This is a genomic window from Desulfocapsa sulfexigens DSM 10523, from assembly GCF_000341395.1.
Taxonomy (GTDB): Bacteria; Desulfobacterota; Desulfobulbia; order Desulfobulbales; family Desulfocapsaceae; genus Desulfocapsa; species Desulfocapsa sulfexigens.
This window is the reverse complement of record NC_020304.1, coordinates 1,579,361-1,593,080: the sequence shown is the minus strand read 5'-3', so window position 1 is coordinate 1,593,080 and position 13,720 is coordinate 1,579,361. Positions and strand designations below refer to the sequence as shown.

The window sequence follows — 13,720 nt, the reverse complement described above, 5'->3', positions numbered from 1 at the left end:
CGATTAAAAACAAATAAAACATCACAAAATATGTCGACATAACAAAACAATAGCGACAGCTGCGCTTTTGAATACAAAGGAATACGGCAATATCCCAAGTACCCCCGCACGAGTTATACCAATCATGTTTATTTTAAGAACGAGGCATCAGCAAGACTTGGTTTGCTTAATTATGACTTTACAAAATTGGGGCAGGATCAATCCGTTCCTTTTGGCGATGGCTCAGAAGGTTAAGGTTAAGATACCGGCTTGCCTCAACGCATTCAAGCCGATAATAACGCCAAGCACCATGATGATACCGGCACTGAAGACCGGAAGACGCTTAATCCAGCCGACATTGGAACCAAACCCTGTAATACGCCTGGAGGCAGTAACCGACAATATACCGATGAGAATAAGCACGACAGCAAGCCCCAGGCTGAAACTCAGAATTATCAGAAGACCCGTTGCAATACGATTGACGGAAATAGCAAACAACAGAACTACGATGGCACTGGGACAGGGAGCAAGACCGCCTGCAATTCCCAGGGAGACGACCTCTTTCAGCGAATGATCATAAGTTTTTTCAATAGGATTATCGTGATGGTGCTCGTGATGGTGACTTGTGGCAAATGCCATCCTTGCCAATATAAAATACCCGGTCAGAAAGACAAGAGCCCCTGAGGCAACTCCGAGCCAGGGGAAAAAGTTTTGCGACAACGTATAGCGTGACAAGGTCAGAGCAAGTAAGCCGAGAACAATAACGGAGAAGACGTGTGTCGCCGTTACAACAAGACCCAAGTTTATGGCATCGATGATTCGGCCCTGCGAACCCAAAAGATATGCCGCTACCATGGATTTGCCATGGCCAGGACTCAAAGCATGAAAAGATCCTAGAATAAAGGCGGAAAACAGCCCAAGCAGGTAGAGACCGTAGCTTCCATTCGAGGCAGGAAATAGAGCCTTGAGAGCGTCTGTTTCCTTGCCGGTTTCTCCTTCATTGTTCGTCGTTCCGGTTGTTACTCCGACAGCCTGAAAAGAAGGGGGGGGAAGGTACGAGTCCTGAGATACCAGTCTTAGGGCAGCCAGGTCCCAGATCAGTTCCCGTCCCTCATCGGCAAGGGTCGTTTGGCCGCTATCACCCAGGACAGTCACAAAGTAATTGAGTCGGTTCAACTCGCCCGCCCTGAAGTTGTTGTCTTTAATGCTGAAAAGGCCCTTGGGTAACTTGCCGTCTTCCATCAACGAAACACGCCAGGTAAATTGAACGTTCAGACCGTTTTTAAAATCTGCAGGATCTTCGAGGGTTAGCTGTCTGTTCATCTCCTGGAGCGCAAGTTCTCTCTTTCCCACCCGACAGGTAATATTTCCAAGAAGAAGATAATTGACACGATCGAGGAATTGAGCCGTTTCTTTCTCGTCCAGGGCCCCGTCAAAATTTTTGTCTGGATGCAAAGTCAATACCACTTCCGATCCAATATGGGTGTTGTATTCTATCAGAACGGCGTTAGTGAGATCAGAGAGCACGGTTTTTTGTAGCACTCCGCCCAAAGGATGGGCTTCAACCTGCTGGACAGCCTCGGTGCCCCCAAAAAGGACAACAAAGAAGAGCACCGAAAACGCTATGTTCGTTTTACCAGCCATCATCCAAATTCTTACAAAGACATTTTTCCCGATTCACCAAAGGTCGTGGACTGGAGAAGGCACAGGATGTATTTTCCTTTGGTAAAAGCCTTGGCCGACTCATAACACCATTTTGCCTGCTTTTCGTGACGCCTTATCTTGGTACATGCGCTCATCTGCTAATTTTAACGTTTTTTTTAAGTTGTTGCGGGTTGTCGGTTGTCGCAGCCCCAAGGGAAAGGATAAAGGCCTCAAATTGTTCAGCCGGAAGTGGACGACTCAGCAGGTATCCTTGCATGAATTCGCAGTTATGAGCTCTTAGAAAACTTTTCTGTTCCTCGGTTTCCACACCTTCCGCCACAATCCTCAACCCAAGACCTCGGGCCATACCGAGGATGGCGTTTACCAGAGTTGTGTCTTCTGATAACGCATTGATAAATGAACGGTCAATCTTCAACTCCTGAATCTGCATGCGCCGCAGATAATTTAAAGACGAGTAACCTGTGCCAAAATCGTCAATAGAAACAGAAAACCCAGCCGTTCGTAATGCTTGCAATTTATGCAGGTTTTCTCTGAAATTATCCATCATTATGCTCTCTGTAAGCTCAAGACAGATAATAGAAGGATCAACGCCGCTCTCAGTGACAATAGAGAGCAACTCTTTTACGATATCAGGCCGCTGAAACTGTCTGAGTGAAACATTCACCGAGGCATGTTGAATGGCAATACCTTTTGTTTGCCAACACGTCACCTGGAAACACACCTCCCGTAGCACCCATTCTCCCACAGACACGATCATGCCCGTTTCTTCAAGAATAGGAATAAATTTATCGGGAAAAATCATCGCCTCACTTTGTGGCTGCCAACGTAATAATGCTTCAAAACACTCTACCTTGCCCGTTGCCAGCTCCTGCTGTGGCTGGTAGTACAGAAGGTATTCCTTCTGTTCCAGGGCACGTCGCAGCATAGCTGTTAAGCGCAGCTTTTCGTTTAAAGCCTCGCTTAACCGCCCACTGTAGCGCTCCACAGTATTGCGTCCCTTGTTTTTGGACTGATACATGGCGGAATCAACATTGCGCAAGAGTTCCTCCAATGTTTCCCCATCCTCGGGAAATACAGCTATCCCTATACTGGCCGTGATAAATACTTCCTGCTCCTGGAGATCAAACGGTGCAATAAAACTATCCAGAACATGGGACGCCATGGCCTCTATATGGTCATTGGTACATATATGCCGTGGAACTATGACAAATTCATCTCCCCCCATTCTGACAAGCATATCCTCTTGGTATATACAGTCTTTTAACCGCTCGCCTACAGCTTGCAGGAGGGAGTCGCCAACGGAGTGCCCCAGTGAATCATTAACAGTTTTAAAATCATCCAGATCCATCAGCATAAGGACAAGTTTCTCGGAGCCCGTCGTGAAATCAGCCATGATATCATTAAAATATGTATTGAGAAGATTACGATTGGGAAGCCCGGTCAGTTTGTCATAATTAGCTTGACGATAGAGTTCCTGTTCATGAATCTTGCGCTGGCTTATATCTTCTTTTATCGCTACAAAGTGAGTGATTTTTTGATTTTCAATAATAGGGGTAATGACAGTACTCTCCCAGATGAAATGGCCGTCTTTATGTTTGTTGCAGATCTCGCCTCGCCAGGATTTTCCGGCTTTAATTGTTGCCCAAAGTTCCTCATAGAATTCAGGTGGGTGTGTCCCTGACTTGAGTATTCGTGGTGTTTTACCAATGACCTCAGCAACACTGTAACCAGTTATCTCCTCCATACTGGGATTGACATATTCAATTACACCATCTCTGTCAGTAATAACGATGACATTGGCACTCTGCTCAAGAGCAGTAGAAAGACGATGGATCAGGGCATTTTGTTCCTTTTTCTCGGTTATGTCCTCAATCATCCCCATTAAAACGGGCTCATTATTCCAGATGATAGGAGTATAATATATTTCGGCATCAAATTTACTTCTATCGGCCAATCTTTGGCAACGCCAGGGGAGAATAAGGGTTTCTCCGTCCTGAATTCGTTGTATTATCTGAGATAAAGCAGCATGTTTGTCAACGCTTTCAGCAGACAGATCCAGCACTGTCAGAGAAGACATCGTAGACTCGTCACAGTCAAAGAGATGTTGGGCTGGAAGGTTCGCTGCCAGGATCCTGCCCTCTTGGTCATGAATGATAATACCTTTATCCGTGTGATCAAAAACCACCTGCAGATTTAGCTCAAACTCGGACATTCGCTGCTGTAACTGCTGCAACATTGTATTGAAAGCTGTTGCCAGCGTGCCTATTTCACCGCTGTACTGCTGAAAAAGAGTTAAATCTGTGGTAAGTGTACTGTGTTGTGTGATACGACTGATCTTCTCTGCTTGAGCCGTGAGTTCAAGTAGCGGCTTGATAATTTTATCAGCAATTCTAAGGGCCAGCAGGGTGCTCAAGAGCAAAATCGTGATCATTCCCACAAGGAAATAAACAAAATACGACCGGATAGATGAGAAAGCATCGGCAACGGGATAATTGATCGCCAATATCCAGCCGGTACTCTCGAGATGTTTGAAGGCGACGAATGTATGCAGTCCTCTGGAGTTCACGGTTTCCCCCGCTCCCTCAAACCCGGTAAGAGCCCGGTCAAACAGTATGTTTTTCCCAGGTTCAACATCTTTTTTCATGATGCGGGATGCAACAGGATGCAGGATCATGGTTCGATCCGGCGCAAACAGGTAAGGATAACCCGTTTTTCCAATTTTCATAGTTAACAGATTGCTAAAAACATTCTGCTCGCCCAGCAGATCTATCACACCGCCCACCACTCCTTTGACCTTTCCGTTCTTATCGTAGAAAAGAGCGGTCATTATGACGATGGGATGCTGAGTTACAGGGCACAGTTTTGGCATAAAGATGCACGGTTTATTACTTTTACGGGTTGCGCTGAAAATGTCGCTGAAAAATTCAGGCCCCGCCACATAAGATATCTTACCATTGAAAAAAACGGGGGTTCCCTGGTCATCAAGCAGAAACAAACCGTATGAAAAAAGCTTTTTTTGTAAGTCATGATTCTCCAAAAAATTCCTATCAGCCTGAGGGTCTGCAAAAACAGTCGGGGAGAATTTCTTTGAGAACTGTACCAGCACATCCTGAGTTGAGGTAATATACTCATCCAATTCGTGAGCCATGGTTGACACAAGAAGAGTTTGCTGCTCCAGGAGCAGGGTACGGGTGGCCTGCCTGAAATAATAAGAGGTAAAAAGAGCAATCAGCCCAAGCAGGACCGTCAGGAACAGGCAGATAACGAAAATTAATTTCTTTTTGATCCCGTATCGATTTTGATCGATCTTGAGCCTGCCCATAAGAAGACGCAGGCTTCTTTCCGGGATTTTTTTCTCTTTACACTTCTGTATCGGGGTGCTCTCAGCCATGATTTGCTTATTTTTGATCGGCAAGTAAAAATGTCATGAAGTTTTATGTTAGAAAGGGGTAACGAGAAAATTAAAGAATCACTTTGTAAAGAACATAAATCTTTAAGCATCGGCTTCCTTCTGAGTCAAAAAGACACAATATTGCTGGTCTTCACGCATAATATGGTTCAACAGCCAGTTTTTGAGGATGCTCATCACCTCGGTGCCTAAAACCAAATCCCCCCTCCGAATCTCTTTGCTATAATTATAGAGCTGATCGTCAAAATCTGTATGCATCCTCTTGTGCATCACCCGGTCAGGGTAACCAATCTCTTCCATATACTCTTCTTCCTGCCGGAAGTGATAACTGGCATATTCCTGCATCGCCTTAAAAGCATCAATAACAGCATTGTCCAGTTGACCAAGCTCTCCATGAAGGAGGATGTTGTCCATTCTATTATAAATTGCGATCCATTCTTTATGCTGGGCATCAAGTACAGCATTGTTGACACTCATTGAATCGCTCCATTTTATCTGACTCATTGTAACCAATCCTTTTTTGCGTTGTTTGTAATTAACATCACGAGTATCCAGTTTTCTCTCATCCTCCTCCGCATATCCGTGCGGGACTAAGTCCTTCAGCTGATCTCTTTCAATCACAAGCAAAAGCGGCTGACCAGTCCTTGCAGTTGTGTTGCAAGAGAACTAAGTTCTCCAGATTTTACCTTTACATCACTACTCCCTTGAGAGATGGATTCGGATGCCTGGTTGACTTCGGCGATATCCTGGGCCACATCACCAGCAATAATTGATACCTGAGCAACATTTTCAGTCACTTCCTGGATACCAATCGAGGCTTGACTGATACTCTCCGCTATCTCTGTGGTTGTTGTTGATTTTTCCTCAACAGCAGTAACAATGGAAGCGACAACTGCACTAACCTCCCCAATGACCTGAGTAATCTGCTGGATCTGTTTAACCGTGGGATTGGTGGAACCCTGGATCGAATGAACCTTTGCGGAAATCTCACCGGTTGCAGCCGCTGTCTGCTTGGCCAGTTCTTTGATTTCATTGGCTACCACCGAAAAACCCTTTCCGGCCTCTCCAGCCCTGGCAGCCTCAATGGTGGCATCCAAGCCCGCACAACTTACTGATTGAGAAAAAAGTTATCGAATATTGCAAAACCATCGCCATGTCTACAACACACTGACCGACAGTATGTCTGGCTTAGGATGTAAACTCGAGAGGAAACCGTTATCGAGATAATGGTGGGCCAAAAGATCTAAAAATCATATCACTCGAATAGTTTTCTCCTGAGCTCACAATAACATAGCGAAACATCATCATCGTTGAGTTTGTAGAGATACGCACAATTCATTCATACACCATAGTTCAGGTTTGACGAACAAATAAGTTTCAGCTGTTTCAATAAAATCACAAAGCTCCTTGGGAGGATGATATCTTTGCTATATGTGCTAACGCCTACGCCACCAGTTCTTTGTGTTTGATGTTCATGACTCCATACCCATTATTAATGAATCCTATCAAGAGAGATACAGTTCATCAAGTAATCTGAAAAGCTCTTTCCTGGCTGCTTCAAAATTCTCCAGTTTTGCCTGGGCTGCTTTTGTTTTTTTCTGGTTGTAAAGACTGACGATTTCCTTGGCAGTGGCATGTACCGCTTTGTGAGGGGATTCAATCTTTTTGAAAAGTGGGCTTGTAGTAAATTCCCCCTGAATTGTATCATACCATTGCCCTAATGCGCAGTTATGGTGATCGCTTACCTGGTCGACATGCATAGTTTTCCGTCCCTCCAGAACTGCTTCAAGCTGAATCTTCCAGTTGAGGTGGGCTGTTTTTATGAGACCGATATCAAAAAGCGGTGGGCCAATATCAATATGGCCGACAGAGTCACTCATTGTGTGAGACAACTCATTGAGCTCATGCGCATATGCCTTCACCTCCAGGCAGCGATTGGTAATCTGATCAGTGGTGTCTTTTACAGTAACGATATCTTTTGTTACTTGTTGATTAACCACCGAGGCTTGAGAAATGTTTTCACTGATCTCCTGCATACCTATGGACGCCTGAGAAATATTAGTTGAAATTTCAACACTTGCAGTTGCCTGCTGTTCAACAGATATCGCAATTGTTTGCACTAAATCGCTCACAGATATAATCGTTTGCGAAATCGTGCTGATACGCCTCACTGCCTCCATTGTCGTTTGCTGTATCCCGTCAATCTGTTTTTTGATGTCCTGCGTTGATTCATGGGTCTGTTTAGCGAGATCTTTTATTTCGTTGGCGACCACTGCAAAGCCCTTACCTGCTTCACCTGCCCGTGCTGCTTCAATGGTTGCGTTGAGGGCGAGCAAATTGGTCTGTTTGGAAATTTCCTCTATTGCAGTTGTGACCTTGTTTATTTCCTGGCTAGCTTGACTGAGTTGTCCAACACTCAACGATGCCTTCTCCGCCTCTATAACAGCCTCTTGGGTGATCGAACGTGCCCTGCCCGAGTTATCAGCAATTTCGTTTATCGTTGAAGTCATTTCTTCAGTTGCTGCTGCAACCATGGAAACATTCGTATTTGATTGCTCCATTGAAGCAGCAACAGCATTCATATTGGAACTCATTTCTTCAGCAGCCACAGCGACGCTGTCTGTGAGTTCATACAATTCTTTGGTACTGTCGGTTAATTCATCGGATGCGCTACTCATTACTCCAGAAGTCGCACCTAAAGTGGATATATTGCCCTGCACATTGCGAAACGTTTGCCCCCAGCTTCCACAGAGTTCAGTGAAGGCTATTTTAAGAGGTGAATGTTTTCCCTGGTTAGCCTGTAAGCTATCCTGAGTTAAATTTCCCTTTGCGAGAGCCTTAGTGTTTTGGGTCACAGTCCTCACCTGCGTTACCATGCGGCGTGAATTGAAAAAAGAAACAAGCCCAAAAACAAATCCAATAAGACCGAAGCCAATTAATGTTTCCTGCACTATTTTCTCCGTAAAAAAAGGACCAATAGAAATGACAGTTTGCATCGTATTCTTTCGGGCAATTGAACATTTTCCCAGCAGTCGTTGGGTTTAAATATTCACACTGTCAATTAATACTGACAATTGATAATATTAACTATCATTCTAGATGAAAACTAAGATGGCTGTCAACACAGGTACAATACAGCAAAAATGCAGGGGTATATGTTGAGGTTTTGTGTGTGGGGGGGAGGGAGGGAGGAAAAAAACAATATCTTTACGTTATATTAGAACCGTCACCGACAAATTTCTTAAGAGAATTTTTCATTTAAATACCTCTGAAGGTTAATTTTTTTTCCGCTGATTCTTAACTTTTTCCTAATAATATTTCGATACACTTCAACAGTTCGCTGGGTCAGTCCAAGCAACCTGCTGATATCAGCAGAGCTTTTCCCTTGTTTTACAAGGTCTGCAACCAACAACTCTTTTGGACTGAGGCCGATACTGGGGTCACCGAGTGTTTTTACGAAAGAATTCGTGATTTCCTGGAGATGAACAGTTATTAATTGCAAATATTCCCGGCTGATATCATCCAGGTCTGTTCGGCTGAGAAGCTCCACGTACGGCAACACCGTATGTCTGAGATTTGCCAACAAGTTTTGTCCTGTCTGTTCAACAATATTTTTTTGCTGATCCACAAGGACACGGAGTGCAATATTGGCCTCCTGGACTTCTTTGCTTTTTACCCGGATTTCTTCTATAGAGTCAATAAGTTCGCTGATATCACGACCAATTACCAGCAGCCCTTTACGTGAACCGTCCTGATGAAAGAGTGGTACCTTTATAACATCAAATATTTTCACTCTACCGTCCGACATTGGTATTTTTTCTATGCCGTGTAACAATACTTTTTGTTTCCAGGCAAGCTCATCTGTATCCTGGCATGTTAAAAAGGCATCACGGTAAAAATCGCTGTACCGGCTTAACTGAGCATCGGTTTTTCCCACATAATTGACATCTATCAGTTCGAATAACTTGAGGTTTGCCTCGTTGGCCAGCAGCCATCGTCCTTTTCCATCCTTGAAACAAATACTATCGGGCGTTGCGTTAATCAGACTGAGTAGCTGTTCGTTTTTATCTGCCAATACCTGTTCAATCGATTTTTGAATGGTAATATCAGTAGTAATTCCTCCAACTGCATAGCAAACACCTTCACTATCAACGATGGGGAATTTAACTGAAATATATGTGCGCTCGACACCCTCATAAAATAATGTTTCTTCAAAAGAGCACACCTCTCCAGTAGCAACTACTTCCTTATCGTTTTCCAAAAATTGTTCTGCGTCTTTTTTGGGAAAACAATCAAAATCCGTTTTTCCTGCTATTGAGCCAAAAGAGTTAAAGAGCTCTTCGAAGCGTTTATTGGCAAACAGATACCTGCCCTCTAGATCTTTGACATAAATTATTGAGGTTGTGTTCTCGACAAGAGCAGATAAGAGCATGTTGTGTGAAAGCAGTTCTTCCTGCGCTCTTTTACTCGTACTGACGTCGTGAAAAAAAGTAATTTTAGCCTTACCGCCCTTTGGAAGTTCAACCATGGACTCAAAAACATCGTACACTCGATCAGTTTTGTTATCTTGGTGTAACCAGTGTATTGGTTCTTCGTTGGAAAAAAGAAGAGAATTTTTGCACCAGGGGCAGGGGGCTTTACGGTTAAATATATATTCATAGCAATTTCGGTTATTGACGGGGCCACGCGTTTTTTCCAGATGTGAATTACTATACAGGATGGCATGATCCCTGCTGACCAGATATACGCCACCTCCTATGCTGTCTAGAACATGTGACAACAAGGCCTGTTCGGCGTCTTTTACTTCCTGGACAAGTTTAGAATCCGTCAAATCGTGGATAATAGCAAAGACACCTTGGATGTGTCCATGGACAGTCCGGTCCGGGTAATACGTAACAGCCTTAAAACGCCTTCCTGAAGATTTACATGTAATCCAATCCTGATAACGAACAATATTACCACCCAAACAGTGATCAATTTGTGGTTGAATGATTTGTAAAAATGGTTCCTCCCCAACTATCTCGGCGATAGAGCTTCCGATAATTTGATCCTGCTGCTTGCCCTGACTCTGACAAAAATGTTCATTAACAAACTGATAGATATAATCAGTATCAACATAGGCTATGAGATCTTTAGATAATGAAAGAATGTTCTCAAAGCGGCGCTGGAGACATTCCCTTCCGTTCCTTTTTGTGGCATCCTTGACAACTACATGGATCACAGATTCTTTACCGAATTGCACTAAGGTGGCAGACATTTCGCAAGCAATGGGCGTACCATCCTTTTGAAGATAAGTTGTCGCCAGAGAAAAATGTCCCTGCTCTTTTATGAGGGCAAAACCTTGTTTGAATTCAGCTTGAAGTCTCTTCGGCTTTAGTTTTACTGCCTCCATTCCCAGCAGCTCTTCCCGGCTGTATCCCAAGCCAGCAGCAAAAGATTCATTGACCGCAACAAACTTACCTTCAATATTCAGCAGTGCCATGCTTTCTCTTGCAGCATGTAAGGAGGCCTTAAAGAGAGAAAGTGTGCGATTCTGAGCCTCCAGGCCAGCTATTTTTTGTAATAGTGCATCACAGGATGGAGGGGCCGGCATACAAATCATCTCCCGAAATAATTAAATATGAAAAATTCATAGCCTTCCTAATCACACCAAATCATGGCAAACTCATTGTATGAGTTATTGTAAAACAGAGAGATTCGGTTTGGCAATCTGAACGAATTGGTATTCTGAAAATCTAATTTTAATGATTTTTTTAATTACATAGCAAGACTCTGAGTGTCTTGTTCCATGGAGATTATATAGTGTGTGTAATGATTTCCACTAATAGTTTCCATAGCCAAACAGTGGAAAACCGTGATGCGTCGCCTATTATCACGGGTTTGATCATACCTCTTCAGGTGCTTGAAATATCTTTATCCAACACTTGTCTGATCGTTTGGGCAAATTCCCTCATATCAACTGGCTTCATAAGGAAGGCACTGATACCAGCCAATTTGGCTTGTTCCGTATCTATTTCTGGACTGTACCCGGTACAGAGAACAATCGGGATATCCATTCTAATCTCCTTTATTCTTTGTGCCAAATGTTCCCCCGTCAGGACGGGCATTGTCTGATCGGTAATAACGATATCGAATGCATCGGGTTGAGAGCGAAACAATTCAAGAGCTTCCACGCTGCTTTTTTTAGCAAATACACGATAGCCAAGATATTCGGCCCTCTGTTTAGTCAAGTCAGCAATGCTTTCCTCATCATCTACAACAAGAATTGTTTCTGAACCAGTAGGAATGGGGACGTCATCTTCAATTTCTCCCTGAACTTGTTCTTCAATTTTCGGGAAATACACATTAAAAATCGTTCCTTCACCAAGTTTGCTGTCAACCGTAATCATTCCATCATGGCTCTTAACAATTCCCATTACTACGGCTAACCCCATACCGGACCCTTTACCAACCTCTTTAGTCGTGAAGTATGGATCGAAAATTTTCTCAAGATATTTTTGCTCAATACCTATGCCATTATCCTTGACTGAAAGCTGCACATAGTAACCAGGTTTCAGGTGTGACTCTGCTGGCAGATCATTCACACTAAGCTGAGAAGAAATCAGCCCGACCTCTAAGACACCACCCTTCTCAGCCATAGATTGGGAGGCATTGGTACAGAGATTCAGCAGAACTTGGTGGATTTGATTTGGCTCCGCCAGAATGTTTCCGCAGTGAGGATCAATATGATGTTTAATTTCGATGGTAGTAGGGATTGTTGATCGGAGAAGTTTAATAACCTCTTTTACTATAAGATGAATTTCTACAGGAGATCGCTCCATAGATTCCTTGCGACTAAATGATAAAATATGTTTTACAAGATCTTTAGCACGGTTACCAGCCTTTAAAACTTCAGCAATCTGATCCTTTGCAGGACTAGAATCAGGTAGGTCATACATAGCCATTTCTGCATATCCCAGAATTGCTGACAAAATATTATTAAAATCATGTGCAATGCCACCAGCAAGCGTTCCGATGGCTTCCATTTTATGGGATTGGCGGATTTGTTCCTCCAAATTTGTTCTCTCTGTAATATCTCGATCTATACCTCGATATCCACGAAACGCTCCTGTATTGTCAAAAAACGGCACACCACTTGATTCCAAAATAACTTTTTCACCATTTTTATGTTGGTTAATATTTATTAGAGAGAAAAATGGCTTTCTTGCCTTTTTAAACGTAATGAATTCATTGAAAACTCTTTCACTTTCTTGAGAAGACATGGGATAAAAAGCAGATTGCCCTAGAATTTCTTCAGGCGTATATCCTAAAAGGTCTTTGATACGTGGACTCGTATAGGTGAAAATTTCATTTTCATCAAATTCCCAAATCCAGTCTGTTGAGTTCTCGACAAGATCTTGAAAGCGTTTCTCACTTGCCAATAAAGCATCTTCAACCTCCTTTCTCTGAGTAATATCTCTCGAAACAACAGTAAAACCTTCTATTTCCCCCTCTTCCCCCATATATGGGTTATAGGCAACACCAATGTACCTCCTGCCAAAGTTTTCAAACTCAAACCATCCTTCATAATACACTGCTTCACCTGATAGGCATTTTTCAGCATGTGGCTTAATAACGGTTTGAAAAATCTTAGTACCAAAAACATCCTCGACCCTTACTCCAACCAACTCATCTTTTGATTTACCAGAACTCCTGGCATAGGTATCATTAACGGCTAGATAAATAAAATTTTTGTCGACGAGGGCCATAAAGTCACTCGAATTGGCAACAATGCTTTCAAATCGCCGTAATTTTACTTTATCCTCACCTATCTGCTTCTCCGCACGAATGAGTTCATCAACTCTTTCTTGGAGAACATCACTTTGCTTCTCTAATTTTTTTTGGGTTTTCACTAACTCTTCATCTCTTTCAAAAAAGAGATAGATGCTTTGAATAATGATCCCCAATACCACCGTTACTGCCGGGTATATAAAAAAAAACGGCATTGCTAGATTCTTTGTAACGTCCCAGATCAAATCACTTGGCAGAGCTAACATTCCAAACATTGCTACAAAATGACTGAGAAGCCCAAAAACAAAAAGATGCCATACTCTGGTTTTAAAATTGTAACGGTGTTGCAGAGAGTGCCAACATATGCCGGATGCTGCACAGAGAACCACAACTAAAGCTCCGGCAAGGGCTCCAGACCCACCAAGAAAATATCGATACGGTGCAGCAATTACTGCTGTTACGATGGCGGCTATTGGTCCTCCAAAAAAACCACCTAAACTGACAATGACCGAGCGGGAATCAAAAATTACTCCAGGGGTAAATTTGAACGGCATATTCATTGCCAGTACGGCCATAGTACCGTAAAGGATGCCAGACAGAATCTTTGCAGTGACACTCTGTCTTTGAAAAAAATAAAAAACAAATGCCAATAACAGTGCTAAAGACAAAAGCAGAGAAAGGGGCTTTATCAATTCTATAATCATAGACTGATGATCTCATGAAATATTAAATCAAGTCAAGAAAATCTTAGGGAAAAATAAAGGATAGATTTTGAAGAAATCCTTATGTTGGTTAAGCAAAAACTCTCAAATTTGTTACTCTCGCCTGATATGATTACAGATAAAATCCACACTGCCAACTTCAACCCTGGGCAAAATCTGAAGGCTTGAGACGTTT

At 43.0% G+C, this 13,720-nt stretch carries 7 protein-coding genes; all 7 read right to left on the bottom strand.

The genetic code is table 11. The features are described from left to right. Nucleotides 1–222: 222 nt before the first annotated feature. Entirely contained in the window at nt 223–1,626 is a 1,404-nt protein-coding gene (locus UWK_RS06970) for a nickel/cobalt transporter (RefSeq protein ID WP_052326971.1), read from the bottom strand. Between the two features lie 148 nt (nt 1,627–1,774). Then, nucleotides 1,775–5,035: an EAL domain-containing protein gene (locus UWK_RS18340; protein ID WP_015403650.1), complete on the bottom strand. Its 3,261-nt coding sequence runs from the start codon at nt 5,033–5,035 to the stop codon at nt 1,775–1,777. A gap of 102 nt (nt 5,036–5,137) precedes the next feature. Continuing rightward, nucleotides 5,138–5,557: a bacteriohemerythrin gene (locus tag UWK_RS06960; protein WP_153304848.1), complete on the bottom strand. Its 420-nt coding sequence runs from the start codon at nt 5,555–5,557 to the stop codon at nt 5,138–5,140. A gap of 113 nt (nt 5,558–5,670) precedes the next feature. Continuing rightward, entirely contained in the window at nt 5,671–6,150 is a 480-nt protein-coding gene (locus UWK_RS06955) for a methyl-accepting chemotaxis protein (protein ID WP_015403648.1), read from the bottom strand. A 408-nt stretch (nt 6,151–6,558) separates the two neighbouring features. Next, a complete protein-coding gene (locus UWK_RS06950; protein ID WP_228130044.1) occupies nt 6,559–8,004 on the bottom strand; it encodes a methyl-accepting chemotaxis protein in 1,446 nt (481 codons plus the stop codon). A gap of 290 nt (nt 8,005–8,294) precedes the next feature. Further along, nucleotides 8,295–10,646 (bottom strand): PAS domain-containing protein, encoded by a 2,352-nt coding sequence (locus tag UWK_RS06945; protein ID WP_015403646.1) that lies wholly within the window; start codon nt 10,644–10,646, stop codon nt 8,295–8,297. 301 nt (nt 10,647–10,947) lie between these two features. After that, on the bottom strand, nt 10,948–13,527 hold the full coding sequence (locus UWK_RS18945) for a PAS domain S-box protein (protein ID WP_015403645.1): 2,580 nt from the start codon (nt 13,525–13,527) through the stop codon (nt 10,948–10,950). Between the last annotated feature and the right edge of the window lie 193 nt (nt 13,528–13,720).

Excerpts from the sequence above, each read along its gene's own strand:
- UWK_RS06970 (WP_052326971.1), bottom strand. The coding sequence starts at position 1,626 with ATGATGGCTGGTAAAACGAACATAGCGTTTTCGGTGCTCTTCTTTGTT.
- UWK_RS18340 (WP_015403650.1), bottom strand. The coding sequence starts at position 5,035 with ATGGCTGAGAGCACCCCGATACAGAAGTGTAAAGAGAAAAAAATCCCG.
- UWK_RS06960 (WP_153304848.1), bottom strand. The coding sequence starts at position 5,557 with ATGAGTCAGATAAAATGGAGCGATTCAATGAGTGTCAACAATGCTGTA.
- UWK_RS06945 (WP_015403646.1), bottom strand. The coding sequence starts at position 10,646 with ATGCCGGCCCCTCCATCCTGTGATGCACTATTACAAAAAATAGCTGGC.
- UWK_RS18945 (WP_015403645.1), bottom strand. The coding sequence starts at position 13,527 with ATGATTATAGAATTGATAAAGCCCCTTTCTCTGCTTTTGTCTTTAGCA.